We start from the raw sequence: 24,958 nt of genomic DNA on the forward strand, positions 1-24,958 counted from the left end.
TTTCCTCCGTGCATGCGAAAAGGGCCCGCCACAAATGGCAGGCCCCTTTGCAAAACCAGGCAAAATTACTTGGCTTCGGCGGCAGCCGGAGCAGCAGCGGCAGCGGCCGGAGCAGCTTCCGTAGCGGCAGCGTCGTCCTTCTTCTTGGACTTCGAGGTAATCGAGAAGATCACCGTGCGCGGGAGGCTGGCGAGCTCGCAACCTTCCGGGAGCTTGAAGGACTTGGCGTAGAACGTCACGTTCGTCTCGAAATCGGAAATATCCATTTCGAGGACGGTCGGGATGCAAGCCGGCTTGGCGGCGAGGTACAGGTAGCGGGTTTCCTGAGAGAAGAGGCCGCCCTGGGTCTTGACACCGACCGGAAGACCGGAAAGCTTCACCGGCACGCGGACCTTGACCTTGGAGTCGTCGCTGATCTTGATGAAGTCGATGTGGGTGATCGCCTGCGTGATGGCATCCTTCTGGTAGTTGTAAATGACAGCGGGATTGCCGGCCTTGCCGTCGATCTCGAGGTCGAGAAGGGTGTAACGCTTGCCCGGGGCGAGAACCTTGCGAACATCGATAGCGCTGACGCTGATATTCACAGACTCCTGACCCTTACCATAATAGACGGCCGGGATCTTGCCTTCCTTGCGGAGACGGGCGCAGTCGCGGCTCTTGCCTAGCACTCTCGAGGTTGCTGCGAGTTTTGTGAGTTCCATTGTAGACTCCAATTTGGTTTATTGTTAAAAGATTCATTGGGGTAGCTGGATTCGAACCAACGAATAACGGAATCAAAATCCGTTGTCTTACCACTTGACGATACCCCAATGGTGGGCGCAAATATAAAAAAAGAATCCCCTTTTTCAAAGGGGAAATGCGCTTTTCATGCCTAAAAAGGGCATTTTTGACGCTAACTGTGCCAAAATTTGGTGAGGGCGATGTAGCGGGAGTATGCCTTGAGGGTTTCAGCGGCGGCTTCAGCCTGCTGCCTGTCGACAAATATTCCGAAGACAGATGCGCCGGAGCCGCTCATGAGGGCGACCCTCGCCCCGAGGTCCAAGAACTTGTCCTTCATCGCGGCAACGAGCGGGTGCTTCGGGAAAACGGAAATCTCGAAAGCGTTGAAGAATGCGCCTGAATCGAGCAGCGGCCCGCCGAAAGAACGTTCCGCATCGGAGGCAGTTTCCCATGCGAGCTTGTAGCCTTCCCAGCGGTCAGGCCCGGACTTGGGTACTCCCGCATAGGCATCCTTGGTGGGGACAGCGTCGTGCGGGGTCGCGATGAGCAGGACCTCGCCTGCAGGCAGGTCGAGCGGGGAGATAAACGATAAACGATCGCCGATGCCCTCGGCGAAAGCCGTGCCGCCTCTGACCAGGAAGGGAACGTCAGCCCCGAGCTTTGCCCCGATGCGTTCCAGTTCCGCAGGCGGCAACCGCAACTCCCAGAGGCGGTTCAGCGCGCGGAGCGCCGCTGCTGCATCGGCGGAACCACCGCCAAGGCCTGCACCGAGCGGCATTATCTTGTCCAAAAAGATATCCGCACCCAGGTCGTTGTTGCCCACATGCGAACGCAGTGCGACCGCCGCCTTGTACACGAGGTCCGATTCCACGGGGTATTCCTGCGGGTTGCTGTACTCCAGGTGGATTTCTCCGTCGTCGCGGGCGCTGAATTCAAGCGTATCGCCGACATCTACCGTCTGGAAAACCGTTCCCAAGTCGTGATAGCCGTCCTCACGCTTGCGGATGACATCGAGAAAAAGATTGATTTTAGCGGGAGCAAATTCTTTCATAGTCATTTCAAACTTCTCACTTCACACTACACACTTCACATTATCTAAACGCTCCGGAGCGTTCGAGTTGCATGAGTTCGTCCATGCCGATAAGCATCGCGCGCGGCTTGGAGTTGCCGGTACTGCGGGCGCACAGGCCCATGCCGTAAAGCTGGTCCACGATCTTGCCTGCACGGCTGTAACCCACGCTGAAGTGACGCTGCACGGCAGAGGTAGAAAGGCCGTTCCCGCATTCGATGGCCCACTTGGCCACCTCGAACAGGAGCTTGTCCTTCTTCTCGTTCATTGCGGCATTGCCATCGTCGTCATCGCCTTCCCCGCCCGCTTCCTCGACCTCGAAGGTCTCGAGCTGCGGGTAACAGACGTTCTGGTTGCTACAGGCGTCGGCAAGTTTTTCCGCTTCCTCGTCACTCAGGAATGCGCCGTGTACGCGCACCGGGTCGGGTGCATTCACCGCCTTGAACAGCATGTCACCGCGGCCAAGCAACTTCTCGGCACCGGCGTGGTCCATCACGGTACGCGCGTCCACCTGGGAGGCCACCTTGAAGCTGATACGCGTCGGCAGGTTCGCCTTGATGTTACCGGTTATCACCTTCACCGACGGGCGCTGGGTCGCAAGCACCAAGTGGATTCCCACGGCGCGCGCCTTTGCGGCAAGACGGCTCACGTTCTTCTCGATTTCCTTCCCGGCGACCATCATGAGGTCTGCCATTTCGTCGATAATCACGACGATAAACGCCATGCGGTGGCCGCGGTCCGTATCGGGCACGTCTTCGGGGAGCAGGCCTGCATCGAATTTCTCGTTAAAGCCGTTGAGGTTACGCACCTTCGCCTTCGCAAGCACTTCGGTACGGCGGTCCATCTCGTAACAGAGCCACTGGAGCGCCTGGATGGCGACTTCGGGCTTGGTAATCACGGGAGCGAGCAGGTGCGGAATGTTCTCGTACATCTTGAGTTCCACCGCCTTCGGGTCCACGAGAATCATACGCAACTCGTCGGGAGTCTTGCTCAAAAGCATGCTCGCCATGAGGGCGTTAATGCACACGGATTTACCGGAACCGGTCTGGCCCGCAATCATCAGGTGCGGGGCCTTCGCCAAATCCATCGCAAACGGCTCGCCGGAAATATCCTTACCGAGGGCCATGATAATCTTGTCCGGCGAGGGCTTGAACGCATCGCTCTCGAAGATGTCGCGCCCGAAGATGGTCTGCATCTTGCGGTTCGGGATTTCAATGCCCACGGCGCCCTTTCCAGGAATCGGCGCGAGGATGCGGATAGAGACCGCCTTCAGGGCCATCGCGAGGTCATCTTGCAGCGCGCTGAACTGGCTTACCTTCACGCCCGGGCCCGGTTCCACCTCGAAGCGCGTAATCACGGGGCCAGTCTCGCAACCGACCACCTTCCCCTTCACCTTGAAGTTCTCGAGCTTTTCCTCGAGCATGCGGCCAATCGCATTGAGTTCCTCTTCGGTGTAGTCCGCAGGCTGCGGATCGTGCTTGTCCAGAATTTCATCCACCGTCGGAATGCGGTACGGGTCGTAATGCACCGTCGGGTCGGGCTGTGGTATCCCGTTAGCGGCACCACCCGTAAACGAGGTGCCCGAAGAAGATGTTCCAATCTGGTTCGGAGCCTCGTATGTCGGATCCTGTTCCATTGTCGGGTCGCGTTCCGCCTCGTCGCTCGTGACAATCTCGGGCATAAAGGTCTCTTCTTCAGAAGAAGCGTCGCCACCCGCAGCCAGCGTCGGCTCATCATCTTTTTCTGTTCCGGGGAATGCGGCGATCCTCGGAGCCACATCCGGTTGTTTCTGTCCAGCGACCACGGTCCTTTCAGATTCATTTTCTGCGACCACGGTGGCATCATCGCGCGTTTCGGCCGGCAAAGCATCGGGCTGAGTCCCACGAACAGCACCTTTCACCACAATCTTGTTCTGGTGGGCGCGTTCCCAGTTGAGCATTTCGCGGGCACGGCGGATTTCGGCAATCTTGTCCCTGATTTCCTTGATTTCGAGCGCACTCATGTTGCGGTAGTTGTCACGCAGTTGCTGTTCCAGGCGCAAGATTTCAGGATCTTCGCCCGTAAAATCGGGTTCAATCGCCTGGTCCGCAGCCACCGGAGCGGCGGGCATCGTCGGCGCAATCGTCGGAGCGACAGTCGACTCGTCCAGTTCTTCGCCGTTTCCGCGGGCCAACACTGGAGTTTCCATCCAGTTCTTGCGAGCACTAAAGGGTTTGAGCTTACCTTTATGCTTGAGCTTGAAACCGTCCGGTTCCTTGAAAATCGTGTCGTCGTCGAGGAACGTGATGCCCTTGCGCTTCGAAAGCCCGATATTCTCGCTCACCACGCCACTTTCGGTATCATCTTCCTCGGCGGTTTCGTCATCTTTTCCGCGCTTCATGAAGAGCCCTACAAGCCAACGGAATCCGCTTACGACAAAAGCAAAATGCCTCGGTCGCAACCCGAACGAGATGACAAGAATCAGAACCAGCCCCGCAAGAAGCAACAGGAACGGAGCCAGTGCAGACACATTGCCGAAAACGGGTTCCGCAATGTTCTTGCAGAAAAACTGGCCCACGATGCCGCCGTTCATCATCAACACGTCGCGGCCCAGCTGCGATTCTCCATAATTCTTGAGCGCAAGGAGACAAGCAAGATCAATCGTAAGAAGGCTCATGCCGACAGCAAGCCCTATCCCCCGCATCCGTACCGGACGGAGCGCAAGGCAAAGGCCCCAAAGCACAAGAGCAAACGTAAATGCAACAACAGGAAGTTTGCCGAAGATAAAGCAGAACGTTTCGGGAATCAGCTTGCCGAAATAAGGGCCAAGCCAGTTGCCTTCGGTGCCGCTATAGACAGAACTCACACAACCTAACAAAAGCACCAGGCCTACACCGACCAGAATCCATCCGCACAAAATAACTCCGAATGGCAAATCCCCAGGTTCGGTTCCCTTCACAGCCGACTTTGTTTTTGTTTTTTTACTAGAAGTCTTTTTCCGTTCAGCCAAAATACGCTCCTTCGAGTTTACTTACGAAATATAGTTTATATTCTTTTATTATTATTGACAGCATGAACAAGAAATTATTGAAAAAACTGAAGAAAATCGGCGTCGGTTCCGTTATTACTGCAGTCATCATTTTCCTCATTCTTTTCCTTGGTAACGCGCAGGATCCGTATGTCGAGGTGATGCGCTCTACCGCCGAAGACCTCGAGAATTTCTTCTACGACCAGTTCTTCAAGATGAAGACCGGCAAGACATTCGAAAAGCTTGAAAAGGACGGCAAGGTCGCCGTGAGCAAGAGCTTCGACCCGAACATCATGATCGTGGATATAGACGAGCCTTCCCTTACCAAGCTCGGCAACTACAACGAGTGGGACCGTTCCATCCATGCAAACGTCATCAAGAACCTGAGTGACGGCGGCGCATCGGCGATCGGCTTCGATATTCTGTTCAAGGACGCGGACTTCGGCGAGAAAAAGGCGAACCAGGCCATCAGCATCCTCAATACGGTGGACTCCACCAAGCCCTGGGATACGCTTTTCACGAGCATCCGCTCGCACTACAACTTCGACTCGCTCATGGTGAAAAACATCGAGGAGAGCGGGAATGCCATCGTCTGCTTCATGATGGACGAAACGACCTCGTTCAAGCACAAGACCATGTGGGAAAAACTGGCGAAATACGAACGCGCCGAAGAACTCGGGTTCGGTTCCACGTTCGCAGAATCGCAGGTCGATTCCGTAGAATATGTCGAGACGAAGACCCTGCTCGACAACATCTACCCCGAACTCGCACACGCAGGCGCGCAGATGGGTTCCGTGAACGCCTACCCCGACGATGACGGCGTCGTGCGCCACGTTTCGATGCTCTACCGATTCCCGAACCCCTACGTCTACCCCGACGTCCCCAGCCGCATCTATTCCACGATGTCGCTCATGACGACGCTGCACCTTTTCCACCAGAAGCCCGAGAACGTGGTCATCAAGATGGGCAAATACATCGACCTCGGCAAGCCATTCGGCGTCTACAAGGACTCCACAGACAAGTTCCACGTCACCTACCCGCAGTTCAGCTACCCCATGTTCCTCCAGCTGCGCAATTTCCTCAAGAGCCCGGATGCCATCAAACGCGCGACAAACGAACTCGTCGACATCACGACGAAGGTCGCCGTGCGCAAGAGCGAAAACGGGAAACCCCTGTTCATGCTCTTCGAAGGCCAATCCCTTGACGAAGACCTCTCTAGCACGCTTCTCAAAATCGCCGATACGATTGACGGGGACGAAATGAACGCAATCGGAGCCGACGAAGAAAAAGAAATTTTCGAAGGCGTCGTGATGAAGCGCGATACCGAGGAGGACGCCCCCGACCACTTCCTCGTGGAAGATTCCAACAATGACGACGAATTCATTATCACCCCCTACATCCTGAACACGATTCGCTATTTCAAGGATTCTCTCGAAAAGATTCCCGAGAACCGCACTATCCACCTTTCCATCGATGTTGACCTCCGCTACGATGCAGAAGCCAAAACATGGAAATCGAATCTCGACATCCTGAGCGACAAGGTGCTCCAGGATATCGCCCGAACACCCAACAACAAGGTCGACAGCCTAAAGCCCGGTGAAGAATTCCGCTTCGGCAACCGCAAACGCGTCCCCATCGACAACTACGGCCGATTCCTCGTCAACTACATCGGCCGCTACAACACCGACCCCGAAATGCGTCCGTTCCAGCATGTCGCCTACTACGATGTCACCAACAACCGCCAGGACCCCGGTCTCTACATGGGCAAGGTCTTTATCCTCGGGTCCGCCGCCCCGGCACTGTTCGACTTTGTGCCAGGCCCGCACGAAGAAAACAACCCCGCCGTGCTTATCCACGCAACCATTATCCAGAACATCCTGAACGACAACTACATCGTAAACCTCGCGGAGCACTACCAGCAGATTATCGTCATCCTGCTCGCCATCGTGTGCATGCTGCTCGGCCTGTTCGTCCGCAGCTACATTTCCATCGGCATATCGCTTTTGATGATGGGAGCCTACGCGTTCATCGCGTTCCGCTATTTCCAGGGCGGCATCTACCTGGGCGTCTCTAAGCAGCTCCTCGCCATGCTGCTCACGAACGTCGCTGCACAGGTTGTCCAGTTCTATTTCGAAAACAAAGAAAAGAAGTTCCTGAACGACGCGTTCAAGCAGTATATCTCCCCCGAACTGATCGACGAGATGGTGAACAACGAAGTTATGCCCAAGCTCGGCGGTGAAAAGCTCAATATCACGGCCTACTTTACCGATATCGCAAGTTTCTCCACCTTCTCCGAAAAAATTGGTGACCCGAGTAAGCTCGTCGACCTGCTGAACGAATACCTGACCAAGATGACCGACACGTTGCTCCACAACAAGGGCACGCTGGATAAATACGAAGGCGACGCCATCATCGCGTTCTTCGGAGCGCCGATGCCCCTGCCCAACCATGCGCAGAACGCCTGCGACACGGCTGTCGGCATGCAGAGCGAACTCATGAAACTCCGCAAGAAGTGGGCCGTGGAAACCGATGAGCACAAGAACCAGAAATGGCCCAAGGTGGTCCACGACATGCACATGAGAATCGGTATCAACTCCGGCGACATCGTTACCGGAAACATGGGATCCGAAACCCGCAAGAACTACACCATGATGGGCGATGCCGTGAACCTCGCAGCTCGTCTCGAAAGTGCCGCGAAGCAATACGGGGCCTACATCCAAATTAGCGAGGACACCCAAAAGCACCTCGACGAAGGCCGTTTCATCTACCGTTCTCTCGACACCATCCGCGTGGTGGGCAAGAGCCAGCCGGTCCGTACCTTCGAACTTCTCGAGCGCACCGGATGCGAGAACGAAGCGAACCTCCTCAAGCTCGTCGAAATCTGGGAACAGGCCCGCGCAGCCTACCTCGCCATGGAGTGGGACAAGGCCATCGAACTGTTCACGCAGTGCCTCGACTACGAGCCCCACCATCCCGACCGCGACCCCGGCAGCAAGACGACACCTTCGCACGTCTACATCAAACGTTGCGAAAGCTACAAGGTCAACCCGCCTGTCGCTGCCGGCGAAACCTGGGACGGAGTGTTCACGGCCACCGAAAAATAATCGGTCCAAGGCCCCGAATACAAGAAGCGCCGGCAAATTGCCGGCGCTCTTTTCATATCCGATGGAACACGCTAGTTGAGCTCGATGTTGTCGATGAGGCGCGTCTTGCCGAAGAACGCGGCGACGAGAATGACCGCCTTGTCCGACGCCTTGAGGACACCCGAGAACTTCTGGAGGTCTTTCTGGTTCACGACCTCGACGAACTGGACCTGGCCGCGGTTCAAGAGAATCGACTTCACCACGATATCGCGGAGTTTAGCGACACCCTTCTCGCCCGCGACAAACGCGGCCTTCGCATCAGCGAGACCCTTCGAGATTCCGAGCGCCTGGGTGCGTTCTTCTTCGGAAAGGTACTCGTTGCGGCTCGAAAGCGCAAGGCCCGACTTTTCACGGACAATGGGGACGCGCTTGATTTCGATGTCAAAGTTCAAGTCCTTCACCATGCGTTCGATGAGGAACACCTGCTGGTAGTCCTTTTCACCAAAGTAGGCGCGGTTCGCCTTCGTGATGAGGAACAGCTTCGAGACGACCGTCAGCACGCCACGGAAATGGCCCGGACGGTAGGCTCCGCAGTAGAGGCTCTCGAGAGTCTCGTCGCGCACCATCGTCAGCGGATCGCCGGCCGGATACATCTCAGAGACGCTGGGAGCAAAAACAAAGTCGGCACCCAGTGATTCAGCCAATTTCGCATCCGCTTCGAGACGCTTGGGATACTTGTCCAAATCCTCGTTCTTGCCAAACTGAATCGGATTCAAGAAAACACTGACAACCGTTATATCGCAATCCTTTACCGACGCCTTGATAAGCGCCCCATGGCCTTCATGGAGAGCCCCCATCGTCGGAACAAGACCGATGGTCTTGCCGGATGCCGCGAGCGGCTTGAGGGTGTTGCGAAGTGTTTCGATTGAATCAATGATTTGCATATAACCTTCTTAATTACTTTCTGGAACAAAATAAGTCGTTTGCTTGGGACATGCAGCAATGGCGTCGAGCACCAGCTGCAGGTGGTTTTCGTTGTGCACGAAATCGATATGGTCCGTGTTGATAATCAGGACGGGCGCATGCGAGTAGTGCCAAAAATGGTGGTCGTAGCGGCTCTGGAGGTCCTTCAGGTAGTTTCCCTCGATGGCTCTTTCCATGGGGCGGCCCCTACTCTTGATGCGGTTCAAAAGCGTGGGGATGCTCGCCTGCAGGTAGACGACCATGTCCGGTCGGGGAATCTCGTGTTCGATAGCCTTCGATACCTGCTCGTACATGGCGAATTCGCTGTCGGAGAGGTTCTGGGCCGCAAATATGGCATCCTTGTCGTAGGTGTAGTCGCTTACGAGCAGGTCGTGGAAAAGGTCGCTCTGGAGCGCCGAATGCTGAAGTTGCTTGTGGCGTTCGAGCAAGAAGAACAGCTGCGTCTGGAAGGCGTAGGGTTCCGGATTCTCGTAGAACTTTTCCAGGAAGGGGTTTTCCTCGTAATTTTCCTCGATACAGAGGGCGTTCCAGCGCTCGGCGATAATTCGCGCAAGCGTGGTCTTCCCCACGCCGATAACGCCTTCGATGGCGAGAAAGTGAACACCTTTTTCGGTCAGCATTACGGTTCCTCCGCTGTAATAGTACGGAACGGAATCTTGCCTTCGCTTTCGACGAGGATTGCAAGCATTTCCTTCACGGTACAATTGTTCAACGGGTCCACCCAGTCCGGCGCGATGTCATTCAGGGGGACAAGCACGAACTGGCGGTTGGGAATTTCGGCATGCGGGATCGTCGGCCGGCCGGCCATGACCTTGTTGCCGAAATAGAGCAGGTCGAGATCAATTTCACGGGAATTCCAGTGACCGCGGGGCTTGCGTCCAAGTACGACCTCGGATCCCTTGAGGTAATGGAGCAGGCGTTTCGGATCCCCATCGTACCAGAAACTCACGACCTGGTTGAAATAGGGACCTTGCCCTTCCGGACCTACCGGAGGAGTCTCGTAAATCGGGCTTTCAAGCCACCCGCCCGAAGATATGCGCGAAAGCATGTCCCGTCCTTCGGCAAGCCTACGGGAGCGGGGACTTAAATTGCTTCCTAGCGCAACAAAAACGCGGTCTAGTGATTCCACGTGCTTTAATATAGCTATTGCAGAAAAATTTTGAGTCCCGTTTATTCCTTTTTTTTGCCGGATAATCATCTTTTTTTCTTTTTTCCATCGAAAAAAGCAATTTTTATGACAAACATCATTTTTTTTTGTATTTTATACGTGAATTCCGAGGGAACCTCCGAGCGGGGCCCTATCTTCTGGAAAATTTATTCTACCCAACATCATACAAGCCAAAGGAACGAATAGTGCCTAGACAAAAGAAGGTTCAAGACGAACCGCAACTGCTTTCCGACACCATTGATTTAAACTCCCCCATCGACTACGAGAAACTCGGCGACCTAGCGCAGCCGATTCCGAGCGCCGAAGGTGCGGAACCCCAGCCCAAGCGTCGCGGCAGGCCCTCCAAAAAAACAGCCGAAGCCCCGGAACCCAAAGAATCTTCCAAGACAAAACAGCCGGCCTCCGAACAGGCCCCCGAACCGGCACCCGCGGCTGTCGAATCCGCACCTTCGGAACCGAAGGCAGAAAAAGCGGAAGCTCCTGCCGATACAACAAAGCCCGAAGCCGACCCGAACAAGGGTGCACAGGCAAACGGTCAGAACAACCCGCAAAACAACGGCCAGAACAACGGGCAGAACGGCGGCAAGTTCAACAACAATAACAACAACGGAAAGTTCAACAATAACAACAATAACAACGGGAACAACGGCAAGTTCAATAAGTTCAACAAGTTCAAGAACCGCCACAACAGGAACCTCCCGCAAGACGACTTTATCGACGAGAGCATCCAGCTGCCCCCGCCGCCGCCCGAAGTAGTGGCGGCCGCAAAGGCAAAGTGGCGCGAACTCCGCGGGCTCCCGATGTTCGAACTGCAGCAGCGCGCCGAAGAACTCGGCATCGAAGACTGCAAGAAGATGCGCAAGCAGGCGCTCGTGTACAGCATCCTTTCTTCTACCGGTGGCGAGGAGACCCCCATCTACACGGAAGGCGTGCTCGAGATTATTCCGGAAGGCGGCCACGGGTTCCTGCGTAACCCCGACCACAACTACCTCGCCGGCCCCGACGACATCTACATCAGCAGGAACATCATCCGCCGTTACGACCTCAAGATGGGCGACACCATCACGGGCCAGGTGCGCCAGCCGCGCGAAGGCGAGAAGTACTTTGCCCTGATGCGCATCGACACGGTGAACTTCGAACCGCCCGAGAAGACGAAGCGCCGCGTCGCATTCGAATACCTCACCCCCATCCACCCGATCGAGAAGCTCAATCTGGAATGGAAGAAGGACGAATTCAGCACGCGCATCATGAATCTCTTTACCCCCATCGGCAAGGGCCAGCGCAGCATTATCCTCGCTCCCCCGCGCACCGGTAAGACGGTTTTGCTCCAGAACGTGACGCAGGCGCTCACCGTGAACCACCCCGAGGTGAAGCTCATGGTGCTCCTGATTGACGAACGTCCCGAAGAAGTGACCGAAATGAGGAAACTCATCGACCGTCTCAAGATCGATGCGGCAAACGTCGGCAAGAACATCCAGGCCGAAGTGCTCGCCTCTACGTTCGACGAACCGCCCGAGCGCCACATCAAGGTGGCCGACATGGTCCTCGAAAAGGCGAAACGCCTCGTGGAACACGGCAACGACGTGGTGATTTTGCTCGACTCCATTACGCGTTTTGCCCGCGCGAACAATGTCGTGATTCCGCATTCCGGCAAGATCCTCTCCGGCGGTGTGGACGCTAACGCCATGCAGCGCCCCAAGCGCTTCTTCGGTGCCGCACGTAAAATCGAAAACGGAGGCTCCCTCACCATCATCGGTACGGCACTCATCGAGACCGGCAGCCGCATGGACGAAGTGATTTTCGAAGAATTCAAGGGTACGGGCAACATGGAACTCGTGCTCGACCGCCGCATCGCCGAAAAGCGCATCTGGCCGGCCATCGATATCTTCAAGTCCGGCACCCGCAAGGAAGAACTGCTGCTTAGCGACGAGGAACTGCGCCGCGTCTGGGTGCTGCGCCGCTACCTGCAGGATATGACCACCGTCGAAATCATGGAATTCATGCGTGACAAGCTCAAGCTGTTCGAGACGAACCGCGACTTCCTCACTTCCATGAACGGATAATCATTAATTGATAATTGATGATTGATAATGGATGATTTTATATAAGGATTAATGTTATGAATCAGAAAATTTTCTTTGCGGGCACGGGCAACATGGGCGGAGCCATCCTGCGCGGGCTCCTGAATGCGAAAGTTGACCCCAAGTCCATATTCTTCTTTGACCCGAGCGATGCTGCCGCGGCTGCGGTAAGCGCACTCGGCTGCGTCCGCGTGAAGAACTTCGCGGAAGGCGTCAAGAAGGCCGACATCACCTTCCTCTGCGTGAAGCCTCAGATTTTCAAGCTCGTCGCCACCGAATGGAAGAACGCCGTCAAGGCCATCAAGGGCACAAAGACCTTCGTGAGCATCATGGCGGGAGTCGCCCGCAAGAACCTCACCGAAGTTCTCGGCGCAAAGAACCAGGTGCTCCGCGTGATGCCGAACCTGCCGCTCACTGTCGGCAAGGGCACCGTCGCGCTCGCGACGGACGGCGTCAACGAGGCTACCCTGAAGGCTGCCGAAGAAATCTTCGGCAACATCGGCGTCACCTGCCGTGTCGCCGAAAGCCTCATGGACGCCGTCACCGGACTTTCCGGTAGTGCCCCCGCCTATGTGTTCGAGTTTATCGAAGGCCTTACCCGCGGCGGCGTAAAAGCCGGTTTAACCCGCGATGTGGCCCTCAAGCTCGCCCTCGGGACAATCGAAGGCAGCGTCGAGCTCGTGAAGCAGTCGGGCAAGAGCCCGAGCGACCTCTGCGCAATGGTCTGTTCGCCTGCCGGTACGACGATTGCAGGCGTGGACGCCCTCGAAGAGGGTGCATTCCGCTCGAGCCTCATCAAGGCCGTAGTCGCCGGTACCGAACGCTCTAAGGAACTGGGCAAGTAGTCCCGGAACAAAAAAGCGATGTCCGCAATCGATCTGTTCACCAAGGAAACGGACACGTCCTCGTTCATACAGGACGTGCTTTCCTCGGTAAACTATTCGGTAGCCCTGCACGACACCGCAAACGCCTCAGAGGCAACGGCACCCATCGTCATCTGGGACCTTGATTCCTTCGCGGCCGACAACGAACGCGAACTTCCGAGAATCCACAGGGAGCATCCCGAAACGATGGTGCTCGCCTACGCCCACAGCCCGGACGCCTACAGTTTTGCGGGGAACTCCTACGACATCATCCTTTCGGTAGAAGCCGTACGTCTCCACCTCATGAGCAAGATAAGCCGCCTCAAGGAAATCCAGAAGGCACGGCTCATCTTCAAGGAACGCATGAGCCACCTCGTGGGCAAGAGCAGGGCCATGCAGGATCTCCGCAAGAAGGTGGAACGCGCCATCCTGCATACGGGACCAGTCCTTATCCAGGGAGAATCGGGAGTCGGCAAGGACCTCGTCGCACGCGCGATTGCCTGCATGTACGACAAGTTCGTGGTCGTGAACTGCAGCGCCATCCCGGACACCCTATTCGAAAGCGAACTCTTCGGACACACGCGCGGTGCTTTTACCGGAGCGCAGAACGAACGCATCGGGCTCTTCGAAGACGCTAACGGCGGAGCCATTTTCCTCGACGAAATCGGGGACATGCCGCTGCATGCACAGGTAAAGCTCCTGCGCGTCATCCAGAACAAGGAAATCCGCCCCATCGGCGCGAACAAGACACGCCATATCGACGTGCGCATCATCGCCGCCACCAACCGCGACCTCCGCGACGAAATTCGAGAAAAGCGCTTCCGCGAAGACCTCTTCTACCGCCTGAACGTGATTCCCGTGCAGCTTTCGCCGTTGCGCGAACGCAAGGAAGACATCGAGGACCTCGCAAACTACTTCATAAGGCAATACGCGCCCGCGGGCGAACCCTACACGCTGTCGGAAGATGCCCTCGAGAAACTCCGCAACCACAGCTGGCCGGGCAACATCCGCGAACTCGAAAACGTCATCCAGCGTGCGCTGTGCTTTACTGCGCCCGGGACTCTCACGGCAGACGACCTGCAGATAGAACCCGCAGCCAGTCTCCAGAGCCAAGCACAGGGCAACATTTCTGCTTCGAGCTTCGAAAGCTACAACGATTTTCAAGATTGGCAGCACCAGGAAGAACGCACGTTCCTGATTGCAAAAATCCGCGAAAACGGGGGATCCGTGAGCCTTGCCGCCGAAAAGCTTGGCCTATTGCGCACGACCCTCTACAACAGGCTTTCGCGCCTGGGCATAAACGTCAAGGATTTTCGCCTGGGCGATAAAATACAGTAAGAACGTCGTGCCCCGCCATGTAGGATTCGCGGGCGACCAATTCTTCGGGCATATCAGGACACAAAAGGCCTTCTAGACCGGATTCTTCAAGCCGTTCTTCGACACTGCAGTCGGTGGAACGCCAAAGGTCGAGCCGGTCCCAGAGCCCGCATTCGAAAATCATGGAGGCCAGCTTGGCTCCCGGTTCGACCATGAGCCTGTGCATGCCGCGTTTGCCCAGATTCTGGACCATGAATTTCCACCGAGACGCAAAGTCTTCGCCGAGCAGGCGAACGACCTCGGCTTTCGATTCGAGCGCAGGCTGTTCCACACAGGAATAGACCAGGGTCCGGGAATCGCCAAAAGCCTTCAGGGAATCAACCTCGCAAGCCGTAAATTCGCGGTGCGGCGCCCAGACGATTTTAACGGGGCTGTTTCCATGGACTAACCGAACATCAAGCCCCGGGTTGTCCGACAGGAGCGTCCCCGACCCCACGAGAACGGCATCGCTCATGGCGCGCAGTTCATGGTTCCAGCAGTTGGCGGCCTCCCCCGTGATGGAAACCGGCAAATGAGCCCCGCCACGGCCAACGGCGCCCATGAATCCGTCCTGCGATATGGCCATTTTCACCTCGACAAAGGGAGTCGCGTTACGGACAAAATGGTCGTAGCCTTCGAAATAGCGTTCGACGTCGCGATAGACTTCGCGACCCTCCAAAAGGGACTCGTCCGCCACTCCATGCGACGGCGATTGCCCGGAGGAAATCACCATGCAGCCCTCGGGACAGGATTCGTCGTCCCAATTTTCGGCCACATGCGCACGCGCACAGGCATCCTCGCCCTCGTAGACTTTTATTCCCGCATTTTCGAGAATGCCGCGGCTCTTGCCACGGACAACGGGATTCGGGTCCGCATGCGCGAAATAGACCTCGGAAATGCCGGCCGTGATAATGGCGGATGTGCAGGGGGGCGTGCGGCCCTGGTGACAGCACGGTTCGAGCGTCACGAACAGGGCCGCCCCGCGGGCGAGTTCGCCCGCGTCACGCAGCGCCATGACCTCGGCATGGGCCGAGCCGGGGCGCTGTGTCCGCCCCTTCCCCACGACAATGCCGTCCTTCACGACGACAGCACCGACAGCAGGGTTCGGTCGGCTCACCCCCACGGCAAAGAACGCCTCATCCAAGGCGAGCCGCATATAGTTCGTAACGTTACTCAATTTTACGCGTTAGTTTTTCGGAAACGCCATGAACCCGCCGACCACGTTGAACACGCGCTCGTAGCCATTCTGGATCAGGATGTTCGAGACAGCCATGCTGCGCTTGCCGCTACGGCAGAAAATCAGCAGGTCCTTGTCCTTCGGGAACTCGGCGAGCCTCTGTTCGGCTTCCTGCAGCGGGATGTTCACGGAGCCTTCGGCGGTCCCTTCCGCCACCTCGCCCGGAGTGCGCACATCAATCAGCATCGCACCCGCCTTTTGCATTTCGAGCGCCTTCGCCCAGTCGATATTCGTAATCTGGGCCTTCGGGGCCTCGGGCGCCGGGGCCGGGGCTTCCTTCTCGGCCGGAGCAGGCTGGGCCGGGGCGGCTTCCGCCTTTGCGGCAGGCTTGGCCTGGGGGTCGTTGCAGCCGGCCATCATGAACATTGAACATGCAAGCATTGCGAATAGCTTTTTCATATCATACCTCACTTAAAAAATTAACGGTGGTCCTCGAAATCGTACTGGTTAAAGAGGATGGACACACCAAGGACAAAGACCGTTTCACCGTTGGCCCCCTTGATGGGGACCATGTTATACATGATGCCCTTGCCAATATTTCCAAAAAAGCCCTTCCACGAGACGCTCCTGCCCGTATCGAAAACTTCCGTCAGTGCACGCATCATCATCGGGAGCGCCTGCTGGTTAACCACGGCATCAAGGCACTTGCCTATCGCATCGTTCGGGCTCATTATCTGGAAATCGGTCACGAAGGCCTGGTTACAGCCGCGCACGATATAGTTCGGGTCCACCCAGAAAACGCGGATATCCGGGAACATGAACATGGCAGAGAACATCGAATCACGGTAATCCCCCGCATTGAGGACCGCATTTTCGAGAATCATGTCCATGCGCCGAGCCGATCCCTGGAACACAAGGTTGTTCCGTTCGTCCGTCGTGAGGCTTCCTCGGAAGCTGTACCACACGAGAGTCTTCTCCGGGCCATACAGTCGCAGCTTGATCGATTCAAACGGGTCGCCCCTCGAACCGAATGTATGGAAATCCTTGACCCTCCTGTTCAGCATGGCGTTCAAGAGTTCCCAATCCGGTTCGGGCATCATCTCGTGGACATTCACGTAGCCCGTAGATTGAGGGATTACGCGGTGTTCCTCGTCGAGAAGCGGAGTCAGGAGCCTGAACTTGCGGTCCTCGACTTCGAAATTCCAGAGGAAGTCGCCCGTATTCTGCAGAAGGTTGTCGAGCCTGGACTGCAAGCGTTCGCGTTCCTTCCTGTTCTCGTTCTCTTTCGTGATGTTCCTGATAAAGCAGACATAGTCCGTCTCCTGGACTGAAATATGTTCTACCACGGCCCTCATCTCGTACCACTGGATTCCGCTACTTTCCTGGTTCGAATCCAGCTTGGGCAAGTTGATGGAGAAAATGAACGACACATTCTGGTGTTTCTCGACATCGTCGAAGAATAGGGTCATCCTGGCCCAGTCCTTCGGATCCTGAAGGTCCTGGAACGAGCTTCCCGAGCTCAAGCGCTTAAAAAGGGGGTCCGACATATACATCGGAAGCCCGTAGAGGAACTCCATCTTTTGCGAAAATACGACGATGAATTCGTTAAGGTTGCCCGAAAAGCGCTCGTAGAGGTGCTGCCTGCGCATGCTGTCCTTCAAGAGGAAAACGCTAATACCGCAGACGACAAGCAGGATGATCGTCACCAGGAGGAGCACGATAATCCAGTTCATGCCAAATTCACTCGTCACCAATGCATTCATACAACACAAGATAGACAAATTTGGGACCCGTCAGCACAGCCAAAATCACTTGTTGATTCTTTTGACGGCCCAGACTCCGTTCCAGTCGCCGATTTCGTCGCGAATTCCGTGCTCCGCACCGAGCAGAAGCCCGCCCCATGCGACGGAAATCCCGAAATCGAGCCCAAAACCCGGAAAGGCATAAGAAGCCTCAATCGAAAAGACGCCAATCCGCACCGAAGTCCCAAAGGAGACGGACTCAAAGTCGCTCACCGCAAAGGCGGAAAAATTCCCAGTCGACTCCCAAAAGACTCCGACCCACGGAAGCGAAATCTTTTCGTCGACAAAGCCGCACCACCAAGAAGACAGCGCGAACCGCCCAAGCCGACCGAGCAGGCCGAACTTCACGCGGTACCGGAGCCACGCCGCATCGCCCGGGACCCATTCGGCAACGGGACCCCAGGCAGCCCCCGCCTTCAGCTTCCAGAATGAAAGCGAAGCCTCAAGCATGGCGTAGGATTGCCGGAACGTCGAATCGAGACTGTAGTAATCGTAGACGAAGGCCCCGCCCAGAACTCCCATTTTCCAGCTTGCGGACAAGGAGGCGGCGCGCTCGGAGGGGCCGGAGCCTCGCCACCAGGTCGAGGCCGCGAGGGCACCCCCGTGTGCCCCCGCAGGGTTGGAGTTCCAACCCGCCGGCCCCCCGGGAACTGCAGAAGCAAAACCGGCAAAAGAAACCGGCGATTCGAACGCGCATGCCAAATCCAGAAGCACGAGCACCGATGCCAACGCAATTCTACGGACGCAAGACAATTCCCACCACCTTCTCGTAATTTCCGGATTTCACACGGACATAGTTCACACCCACGTTCCCGAACTTCTGCAGCGGAATCTCCCGCCATACCGATGAATTCGAATCCGCATTCCCACTCCAGACCTTGCGACCGGCCGAGTCGAGCAAGCCCAGTTCTACGGCCGTTTCGCTCACCACGCGCACCCGCGGAGGCGGCCCCCCCATGCGGAAAATGCGACCCGAAACCGTAAACTCGACCGCACCGGCATCCCCTCCGCGCGCCTTCCCCACAAACCCCGGCGAATTGTCGCCCCGGGAGGTCAGTGGGCTGAAACCCGAAGGACATCCGACCGTAGACTTGTCCCACGAGACGCTATCGATGGTGCTCGAATCAAAACAAAGCGACAGCGAACCGCCCGCGTTGTTGAGAACGCCCATCTTTACCTGCGATATTTTCACGTCGGCAATGCCAAGAAAAGCCCTCAGTTCCAAGGAATCCTTCGTCACGAGAAGAAGCCCGCCCGGGCCGATGGAATCGGCGATACCGCCCAACGCACCACCCCTGCCACAGAACCCGAACCGCGAAAGCGGAAGCGGATGCTGCGACACGTTGTAGATTTCGACCCATTCGGGTTCCGGTTCCTGGGGGCAGTGATGCACCTCGGACACCACAAGGGGGGATTGCCCCGGAATAAACACGAGGGAATCCCACGAATCGTTCGCCGGGTAATCGTCCTCGGGAAGCCGCACCCGAATCCAGGCCGCCCCGTCCGCAGCCACCTCGCTCTCGAAACTTGTAGTCGACGGAAGCATTTCCGTTCGGCTACTCCCCCTTCCGAAAAGCCCCGTCCATTCGAGCGAGACGTCCGTCTCCCCACACCCCGTCAGCCTGCCCGACACGAAGAAGCCGTCCCCTCCCGGAGCGGCAGAGACCGAAACCGAAGCCACGCCGCAATCCTTTACGCCCGTCTCGAAGGCAGGGTTCGCAATTCCAAAAGTCGGGGCCGCAAAGTCCCAGTCGTCCGTCGAGCCGCGCCTCTGCATCGACTTGCCCGGCTTGGGAATATCGAGTTCCACCGAATCGGAACAGGCCCCGGCATGCAAAGTCCAAACCGAGCCGCGAGAATTGGGAAGCGACGGCCGCAAGGGGGCGCATGCGACAGCGCTCCGTGCCGGACACGACGCGCTGTCGTGGACCAGGACGAGCCTGGTCCCCGCCGGGTAGGCGTATGCGCCCCGCGTCCCGTCCATCGAAATATATAGAGAATCGGCAGCAAAAGCGGAATCCAGCAGGATTTCTACGAATTCACCCTCGCTGTCCGGGACATCGGTCGGGTCCGGAAAGAACTCGACAAACATCGGGCATGCCGCAGCAGTCGCCGCCGCGAAAAGCATGTATTTCAAGATATCCCCCGAAGGGGTTTACCCCGCCCGCCGCCCCGAAGGGACGCCACCTATACTGGAACAGGCAAAGGTATCAGTCGACCGAATAGTCGCCTGGAAGAATATAGGCAACCGGATTCACCGGATGATCCCCGACCCAGACCTCGTAGTGGAGGTGAGGGCCCGTGGAGCGCCCTGTGGAACCCATATAACCAATTGTCTGGTAGCGCCGGATAAACTGCCCGGGCTTGACAATGAACATCTGCATGTGGCCATAGCGGGTCTTGAGACCGTTGCCATGGTTTATCGCCACGTAGTTTCCGAAAGAGGAACTGAACTGCGCGAGCTCGACGATGCCGTCCGCCGTCGCATAGATCGGGGTCCAGCGGTCGTTGGAAAGATCTACCCCCTGATGCATCTTGCCCACCTCGCCCGTCACCGGATGGATGCGGGGGCCGAAACCGGAACCCACGTGACCGCGCGTCGGGGCAATAGAGGGAATGTAGCGCCAGCGGGACTGCTGCTGGCCCACATATTCGGAAAGTGCAAGGAAAGACTTGTTGTTGAGTTCAATCTTGTTCTGGAGGCGTTCAGCATTTTCGCGGAGCAGCGCCATCCTCTCAAAAACAGGAGAAGAACCGCGCAAAAGGAGCGAATCGGGGCCGATATAGCCGCCGGTGCCGAGCTCGCGTTCGGCCTCGTTCGGAGGTGTCAACGCGAACTTGGAATGAATCCTCTGCTCGTCCTTGAAAAACACGGAAGACGTCTGGTTCAGGTAATCGATAGAGTTCTCGATCTGGGCCATCTGCTTGTTGAGGTCCATGCGGCCCTTGATGACATGCTTCATCACCAGGTCGTAGCCGATGGTCGCACCGAGCTGGACAACCAGCAGCACCAGTCCGACGACGACGAAGGCACGGATAAAACCGTAACCACGGAACAAGAATTCGGGCAGATGCAAAGTCAGCGACTTCGATGAATTCTGGTAGTGGATGTTTGCCTTCACGAATTTCACGGGAACGAAGATAGAAAAAACGCCCTAAAAAGAAAAGTCCAGGACCGCCGCAATCACCCCAAAAGGGCGAAATCGGGCATCTAGTAATGTTTTTTTAACAGAAAGGCCTAAAAAGTAAGAATTTCGTCACAAAGGCCGGCGACAGTCCCGCGATGAGTCACGAAAAGCATCGTCTTTCCGGGATAGGCATCGAAGAGCCTGCGGAAGAGTTCGCGTTCGGTCTCCTCGTCGAGGGCGGAACCCACCTCGTCGAAAAGCCACACGTTCCCCGGCCGCAAGAGCCCGCGCGCGACGGCTATCCTCTGAGCCTGGCCCTCGCTCAAGCCCAGCCCGCGTTCGCCAAGTTCCGTGTCGAGCCCCTGGGGCATGTCGAGCACAAAATCGGCACAGGCGTCGTGCAGCGCCTTCCGCATTTCGTCCTCCCCCGCCTCTGGGTTCGCGAGCTGGAGGTTGAAGCGCACCGTCCCGCTCAGGAGCGTATTCCCCTGCGGCACGTAGACGAAATTCGAGCGGGTCTCTTCCGAAATCTCCACCTCGGAAGCACCGGAATAGAGCGACAGGCGACCACCCTCGGGGTGCGCGAGCCCCAGAAGCAACCGGAAAAAAGTCGTCTTGCCCGCACCCGTCGTCCCCATGATGGCCGTCTTGGAACCCGGCTTAAAGTCGTGACTGAACCCGTCTATTACGCCTGCGCCATCACCATAGCCGAAACGGAGGCCTTCCGCACGGATTCCCGGTATACCGTCGAGCGTCACGCCCTCGCCGCGAACCGCCGGAGCGCCACGGAGTTCCTGCAGGCGGTCGATGCTCGCCGTGGAATGCACCACCTGCGGCACCATGTTGAGAATCGAAAGTATCGGTCCCTGGATCTGCCCCACCAGCTGCAAGAAGGACGTCAGCATGCCGACCGTGATAACCCCGTCGCGAAGCCCGAGAGCGCCCCACACGAAGGCGAAAAGGTAGCCGAGCCCGAAAGCGGAGCCCAGCGCGAACCGCGAAATTGTCGTGAACCGCGTCCTCTTCAGCACCTTCGATTCGAGTTCGCCCTGCATCTTGCCGAGGCGACCCGCCACCCAGCCTTCGCTTTCGAGCGACCGGAGCACCGCATTGAATTCCACGCCCTCCTGCACCTGCATCTGGATACGGCTCTCGCGGTCGCGGATTTCGAGGGTCATGTTGCGCAACTTGCGCGAGACGAGCTTGCCGAGCACGATCGCCACGGGGGTGAACAGGAGCAGCGCCCAGGCGAGGCGGGCGTCGAACCAGCGCATCAGCAGGAACGCCCCCACCAGCTGGAGCCCCGTCACAAGCATCTGCGGCAAGGTATCCATGGCCGTCGTCGAAACGGATTCTATGTCTTTCGAGAGCCTGGAGGCCACGTCGCCCGAATGGAGCTTGTCGCCGCCGTAGAGACTCCGCGAAAAGAGCCCCTCGAAAGCCTCCAGCCGGAGAGCATTCGACTTGCGGACCACCGCGGACGCCGTCATGTAATAAAAAAGGAGCCTGAGGACAATCCCGCCGACCACCGTAAGCACAAGGAAGACCACCATCCGGACGATATCGGTTTCGCTCCCCGTAACGATAGTCTCGTCGATAAAGCGCTTGCTGAGCCAGACCATCAGAAGCCCGAGAGACACGCGGCCGAGACCCGCCAAGACGCGGATAGCAATGTTCAGGCGGAATCCGCCCGTACTATTCCACAGCCATGCGAGGTATCTCATTCGAGCACGTTCACCTTCTGCCATTCGCCGACAATCGCGGCGACATCGGCACGGGCGCGTTCCGCGTCCACGTCGTATTCGGCGCACAGGGCATCCGCAAGGGCATCGACCGTAAAGTCGCCCGCCTCGCACGCCTTATCCCAGAGCCAGGCCGCCGTCTCGTTCAGGCACAGGAGCTTGCCGAAGTCAAGCGCGCCGAGCCCCTCGCCCATGATAACCTTCTCGCCGCACACATCGCGCAGCACGAAACCTTTCTTAATACGCATAGAAAACTCCGTCTAGTTGCCAATCCGGTGGCAAACCCTATACAATTTAAGCAAAATCCTGCGGAACGGCAAAAGCGTCACCCACAATTTGGCGGCCATGCGCATCCGCGCCGTTTCGAACGCAACCCGTTTACCGCCGGGGCGCACCATGTGAGTCACCTTCGCAAGCACGCCGCTTACGCCACAAGTTTCGCGGCCGCAGAGGTTGCCGTCGCCCATGAGCGTCACGCGCTCGCCATCAAGAGACACAATCCTGTGGACCACGAAGCGCCCGGTGTCCGTGCGGGCAAGCACCACGTCGAGCCTCTTCACCTCGCCGGGCTTCACGAGCACCACGCTGTCGCGGCCGCCCTCGATGAAGGGACGCATGCTACGGCCGTTCACGGGGAAAGTGACCTCGACACCCTCGTTCACGAGGCGGACCGCCTCCGAAAGGATAACGCCGTCGTCTATGCAAGTGCTCTCGCTCACTTGGCGACCGCCTCCACGCAAACCTTCGCCGCCTCCTCGTCGGGGAGACACTTCAGGAACCAAACCGGGACATTCATCGCAAGCCCGTTCTCCGTCGCATGGAGGCCGTCCGCGACGCAACGGTCCCAGCGCGCCCCCGAAATGCTCGTGATGAGGGCCGCATAGGCCTCTACGCCGCGCAGGCGCACTATCTTGTTGAAAGGAGCCTGTTCCAGGAGCACGATACCGCCGATTTTAGCTTCCTCGTTCCTGTAGCATGGGGTCTTGCCGCTCCACGGCGAGCCGTAGACCCGGACGTCCTTAGAGCCGTCCGGCGATTCAAGGATACGCACCACCGGGTTGTCGTCATTCAGGAGATCCGAACCCGCGTTGTGCTTGAGCCAGAGACGCGCGTGCGTACTCTTTCCCGTGCCGCTCTTGCCGAGGAACATGTAGCCCCGGCCGCCGTAAGTGACGACCGCAGAATGGAAAAGCGCTGTCCCGAGGCTCGCCGTGGCAAGCGCGTAGAGTACCATCAGGGAATTGTTCAGCGCAAAGCGCGAGAGGTGCAGCACCGTCGGACTATCGCCACAAGCACACAAATAAAGCGTTGCCTCTCTATAACCGGGCGCACACACAAGCACGCCCGCCCTTTTCCCGAACAGGCTGAAGTCGAACACGGACTCGCCCGCCGCCGTCCGGCCGCAGACGATGATATCGCCTTCCTCTTCCTGGCGCGTATCCTCGGCATACTCCGGAATAGACATTCCAGAGGCCATCGACAATGTGAATATAAGAGAACATCCGTCATTCGGACTGCCGGCCGTGGTCTCCGCCACCTCGAACGGGGAGTAGTTCTGCATCAGCGCAAAGAGGGACTCCCCTGCCTCTACACGGAACAAGTGGCCCGCAACGCGGAAGAACTTCGAGACCATCAGAAAAACTCCTTAATCGAGAGCTTGCGCAACTTTATACGCAGCGGAACCGTACGAAGGAAAAGCTTCCAGTAGCCGACCTCGGACCAGAAGGTCTCCGCCGCATCGAAGGGGAACATCCGGAGCGAATTCTTGCGGTTCACGAGCCAGCGCATGACGGTACCCCTGCTGCGCTTGCCCGCATAGCGCCCGAAGTTGCCGCCCTTCATGACCACATCCAGCATCCAGGCGCCACGCCCGGGATCCGGCCTGCAGAGCATCTTCGAACGGTCAAGCCCGAACACACGCTCCAGAAGCCACATCAGGGCTCCGGCCGTATGATAGAACCCAAACTTGCGAAGTTTCGCGGAGAATTCGGCGCGATCCGCCTCGGTTGCCTGCGACAGCAGAACGTAGTAGTCCATGATCTGCCGCATCCCGATGCCGCCCGCGATAAAATGCCGCTGGATATGCGAAAGCTGCATCGCGAGCGCGAACTTCATCGACGGAACGTTGAACCCCTCGGGAACCGGTTCCGGATGGGCTATCTCATCATCCAAAAAGCGCATGAGGCGCGCCGTGCTGAACGGATTCCGGTTGCCCGACGAAGGCCTGTAGTGGACCTCGACCGATATGCCGTCCGCAGTCCGCGGCAGGTGCAGGTGGTGGCTCGATGCAAAATTATTGACACGCGTGGCGACATCGTCGTCCTCGCCCGATTCGGGCAACAGTCCCATGCGACGGAGCAGGGCATCGACGCTTTCGCGACCCCCCTCGACCCAGATGTCGATATCGCCACACTGGCGCATGAACGTATCGGGATAGAGGCGCGCGTTCGCGGGCCCCTTGAGGATGGCGCTCTTGCGGCCCTCCGCCTCGAACAACCGGGTAAGCCGCGCCGCCTCGCGATTGATGAGCTTGTTCTGCCCCCTGACGGTCTCCGCCTCGCTCGCCCATTGGAATGCAACCGCAAACGGCGGCTGATGTTGCTTGGGCAACTTGCAGACACCACGATACGCAACTCCCAACAGGGACTGCTGGGTAGCCATACGGTAGAGGAGCGGCCACTCTTCGACAGACCCCACCTCAAAACAAGCAAAGCCCTCCCCGCTTACACCGAGTGCAAGTCGAAGAAGGGCAAAAAAATGCTCGTGGAGAGTATCCAC

General features: G+C 57.5%; 21 protein-coding genes and 1 tRNA gene. 4 read left to right on the plus strand and 18 right to left on the minus strand.

Going from position 1 to position 24,958, the window contains the following annotated elements; genetic code table 11:
* Positions 1 to 65: 65 nt before the first annotated feature.
* The 4 genes from B4A77_RS02055 to B4A77_RS02070 all read right to left on the minus strand — a co-directional run bounded on the left by B4A77_RS02055 (position 66) and on the right by B4A77_RS02070 (position 4,685).
* Positions 66 to 701 (minus strand): 50S ribosomal protein L25, encoded by a 636-nt coding sequence (locus tag B4A77_RS02055; protein WP_290730212.1) that lies wholly within the window; start codon positions 699 to 701, stop codon positions 66 to 68.
* A 36-nt stretch (positions 702 to 737) separates the two neighbouring features.
* A tRNA-Gln gene (locus tag B4A77_RS02060) sits at positions 738 to 809 on the minus strand.
* A gap of 83 nt (positions 810 to 892) precedes the next feature.
* Positions 893 to 1,777, minus strand: a complete 885-nt coding sequence (ispE, locus tag B4A77_RS02065; RefSeq protein WP_290730209.1) for a 4-(cytidine 5'-diphospho)-2-C-methyl-D-erythritol kinase — start codon at positions 1,775 to 1,777, stop codon at positions 893 to 895.
* A gap of 34 nt (positions 1,778 to 1,811) precedes the next feature.
* Positions 1,812 to 4,685: a DNA translocase FtsK gene (locus B4A77_RS02070; protein WP_290737865.1), complete on the minus strand. Its 2,874-nt coding sequence runs from the start codon at positions 4,683 to 4,685 to the stop codon at positions 1,812 to 1,814.
* Positions 4,686 to 4,840: 155 nt separating this feature from the next.
* On the opposite strand from B4A77_RS02070, the gene B4A77_RS02075 reads away from it, so the two are divergent.
* On the plus strand, positions 4,841 to 7,900 hold the full coding sequence (locus B4A77_RS02075; protein WP_290730203.1) for a CHASE2 domain-containing protein: 3,060 nt from the start codon (positions 4,841 to 4,843) through the stop codon (positions 7,898 to 7,900).
* Positions 7,901 to 7,971: 71 nt separating this feature from the next.
* Here B4A77_RS02075 and panC read toward each other — a convergent pair whose 3' ends face one another.
* From panC to folK, 3 genes are read right to left on the minus strand one after another with little or no spacing between them, the layout of a single operon-like run.
* A complete protein-coding gene (gene panC, locus B4A77_RS02080) occupies positions 7,972 to 8,823 on the minus strand; it encodes a pantoate--beta-alanine ligase (RefSeq protein WP_173364895.1) in 852 nt (283 codons plus the stop codon).
* Positions 8,824 to 8,832: 9 nt separating this feature from the next.
* On the minus strand, positions 8,833 to 9,483 hold the full coding sequence (locus tag B4A77_RS02085) for a deoxynucleoside kinase (RefSeq protein ID WP_173364894.1): 651 nt from the start codon (positions 9,481 to 9,483) through the stop codon (positions 8,833 to 8,835).
* Complete coding sequence (gene folK / locus B4A77_RS02090) at positions 9,483 to 9,992, minus strand: 2-amino-4-hydroxy-6-hydroxymethyldihydropteridine diphosphokinase (protein ID WP_173382001.1); 510 nt, start codon at positions 9,990 to 9,992, stop codon at positions 9,483 to 9,485. The genes B4A77_RS02085 and folK overlap by 1 nt, the downstream gene beginning before the upstream one ends.
* 224 nt (positions 9,993 to 10,216) lie before the next feature.
* Between folK and rho the strand changes: the two genes are divergently transcribed.
* From rho to B4A77_RS02105, 3 genes are read left to right on the plus strand one after another with little or no spacing between them, the layout of a single operon-like run.
* On the plus strand, positions 10,217 to 12,094 hold the full coding sequence (gene rho / locus B4A77_RS02095; protein WP_349678365.1) for a transcription termination factor Rho: 1,878 nt from the start codon (positions 10,217 to 10,219) through the stop codon (positions 12,092 to 12,094).
* A gap of 56 nt (positions 12,095 to 12,150) precedes the next feature.
* Positions 12,151 to 12,957 (plus strand): pyrroline-5-carboxylate reductase, encoded by an 807-nt coding sequence (gene proC, locus B4A77_RS02100; RefSeq protein WP_173382002.1) that lies wholly within the window; start codon positions 12,151 to 12,153, stop codon positions 12,955 to 12,957.
* An 18-nt stretch (positions 12,958 to 12,975) separates the two neighbouring features.
* Positions 12,976 to 14,313: a sigma-54 interaction domain-containing protein gene (locus B4A77_RS02105; protein WP_173382003.1), complete on the plus strand. Its 1,338-nt coding sequence runs from the start codon at positions 12,976 to 12,978 to the stop codon at positions 14,311 to 14,313.
* Here B4A77_RS02105 and B4A77_RS02110 read toward each other — a convergent pair.
* The 11 genes from B4A77_RS02110 to B4A77_RS02160 all read right to left on the minus strand — a co-directional run bounded on the left by B4A77_RS02110 (position 14,279) and on the right by B4A77_RS02160 (position 24,958).
* Positions 14,279 to 15,487 (minus strand): bifunctional diaminohydroxyphosphoribosylaminopyrimidine deaminase/5-amino-6-(5-phosphoribosylamino)uracil reductase, encoded by a 1,209-nt coding sequence (locus B4A77_RS02110; protein ID WP_290734548.1) that lies wholly within the window; start codon positions 15,485 to 15,487, stop codon positions 14,279 to 14,281. The genes B4A77_RS02105 and B4A77_RS02110 overlap by 35 nt on opposite strands.
* A gap of 30 nt (positions 15,488 to 15,517) precedes the next feature.
* Positions 15,518 to 15,967 (minus strand): rhodanese-like domain-containing protein, encoded by a 450-nt coding sequence (locus tag B4A77_RS02115; RefSeq protein WP_290727379.1) that lies wholly within the window; start codon positions 15,965 to 15,967, stop codon positions 15,518 to 15,520.
* Positions 15,968 to 15,987: 20 nt separating this feature from the next.
* The gene (locus B4A77_RS02120; RefSeq protein ID WP_290730190.1) at positions 15,988 to 17,271 is read right to left on the minus strand and encodes a hypothetical protein; all 1,284 of its coding nucleotides are present in this window, start codon (positions 17,269 to 17,271) and stop codon (positions 15,988 to 15,990) included.
* A 45-nt stretch (positions 17,272 to 17,316) separates the two neighbouring features.
* A complete protein-coding gene (locus B4A77_RS02125) occupies positions 17,317 to 18,039 on the minus strand; it encodes a hypothetical protein (protein ID WP_173364888.1) in 723 nt (240 codons plus the stop codon).
* A 7-nt stretch (positions 18,040 to 18,046) separates the two neighbouring features.
* Positions 18,047 to 19,447 carry a lamin tail domain-containing protein gene (locus B4A77_RS02130; protein WP_290737869.1) on the minus strand — a complete coding sequence of 467 codons (1,401 nt, stop codon included), beginning with the start codon at positions 19,445 to 19,447 and terminating at the stop codon, positions 18,047 to 18,049.
* Between the two features lie 73 nt (positions 19,448 to 19,520).
* A complete protein-coding gene (locus B4A77_RS02135; protein ID WP_173364886.1) occupies positions 19,521 to 20,441 on the minus strand; it encodes a M23 family metallopeptidase in 921 nt (306 codons plus the stop codon).
* A gap of 107 nt (positions 20,442 to 20,548) precedes the next feature.
* Positions 20,549 to 22,162, minus strand: a complete 1,614-nt coding sequence (locus tag B4A77_RS02140) for an ABC transporter ATP-binding protein (protein WP_290737872.1) — start codon at positions 22,160 to 22,162, stop codon at positions 20,549 to 20,551.
* Positions 22,159 to 22,428 (minus strand): PqqD family protein, encoded by a 270-nt coding sequence (locus B4A77_RS02145; RefSeq protein ID WP_290737875.1) that lies wholly within the window; start codon positions 22,426 to 22,428, stop codon positions 22,159 to 22,161. The genes B4A77_RS02140 and B4A77_RS02145 overlap by 4 nt, the downstream gene beginning before the upstream one ends.
* A gap of 12 nt (positions 22,429 to 22,440) precedes the next feature.
* Positions 22,441 to 22,899, minus strand: coding sequence for a S24/S26 family peptidase (locus tag B4A77_RS02150; protein WP_290737878.1), 459 nt, complete (start codon positions 22,897 to 22,899; stop codon positions 22,441 to 22,443).
* Positions 22,896 to 23,813, minus strand: coding sequence for a hypothetical protein (locus tag B4A77_RS02155; RefSeq protein ID WP_290737881.1), 918 nt, complete (start codon positions 23,811 to 23,813; stop codon positions 22,896 to 22,898). Before B4A77_RS02155 ends, B4A77_RS02150 begins: the two co-directional genes overlap by 4 nt.
* Positions 23,813 to 24,958, minus strand: coding sequence for a nucleotidyltransferase family protein (locus tag B4A77_RS02160; protein ID WP_349678366.1), 1,146 nt, complete (start codon positions 24,956 to 24,958; stop codon positions 23,813 to 23,815). The genes B4A77_RS02155 and B4A77_RS02160 overlap by 1 nt, the downstream gene beginning before the upstream one ends.

Origin of the sequence: Fibrobacter sp. UBA3718, from assembly GCF_002371935.1 — a bacterium.
Classification (GTDB): Bacteria; Fibrobacterota; Fibrobacteria; order Fibrobacterales; family Fibrobacteraceae; genus Fibrobacter.

Coding starts and splice junctions, on each gene's coding strand:
- B4A77_RS02055 (WP_290730212.1), bottom strand. CDS start 701: ATGGAACTCACAAAACTCGCAGCAACCTCGAGAGTGCTAGGCAAGAGC.
- ispE (WP_290730209.1), bottom strand. CDS start 1,777: ATGACTATGAAAGAATTTGCTCCCGCTAAAATCAATCTTTTTCTCGAT.
- B4A77_RS02075 (WP_290730203.1), top strand. CDS start 4,841: ATGAACAAGAAATTATTGAAAAAACTGAAGAAAATCGGCGTCGGTTCC.
- panC (WP_173364895.1), bottom strand. CDS start 8,823: ATGCAAATCATTGATTCAATCGAAACACTTCGCAACACCCTCAAGCCG.
- B4A77_RS02085 (WP_173364894.1), bottom strand. CDS start 9,483: ATGCTGACCGAAAAAGGTGTTCACTTTCTCGCCATCGAAGGCGTTATC.
- proC (WP_173382002.1), top strand. CDS start 12,151: ATGAATCAGAAAATTTTCTTTGCGGGCACGGGCAACATGGGCGGAGCC.
- B4A77_RS02105 (WP_173382003.1), top strand. CDS start 12,976: ATGTCCGCAATCGATCTGTTCACCAAGGAAACGGACACGTCCTCGTTC.
- B4A77_RS02110 (WP_290734548.1), bottom strand. CDS start 15,487: ATGCGGCTCGCCTTGGATGAGGCGTTCTTTGCCGTGGGGGTGAGCCGA.
- B4A77_RS02115 (WP_290727379.1), bottom strand. CDS start 15,967: ATGAAAAAGCTATTCGCAATGCTTGCATGTTCAATGTTCATGATGGCC.
- B4A77_RS02120 (WP_290730190.1), bottom strand. CDS start 17,271: ATGAATGCATTGGTGACGAGTGAATTTGGCATGAACTGGATTATCGTG.
- B4A77_RS02140 (WP_290737872.1), bottom strand. CDS start 22,162: ATGAGATACCTCGCATGGCTGTGGAATAGTACGGGCGGATTCCGCCTG.
- B4A77_RS02145 (WP_290737875.1), bottom strand. CDS start 22,428: ATGCGTATTAAGAAAGGTTTCGTGCTGCGCGATGTGTGCGGCGAGAAG.
- B4A77_RS02155 (WP_290737881.1), bottom strand. CDS start 23,813: ATGGTCTCGAAGTTCTTCCGCGTTGCGGGCCACTTGTTCCGTGTAGAG.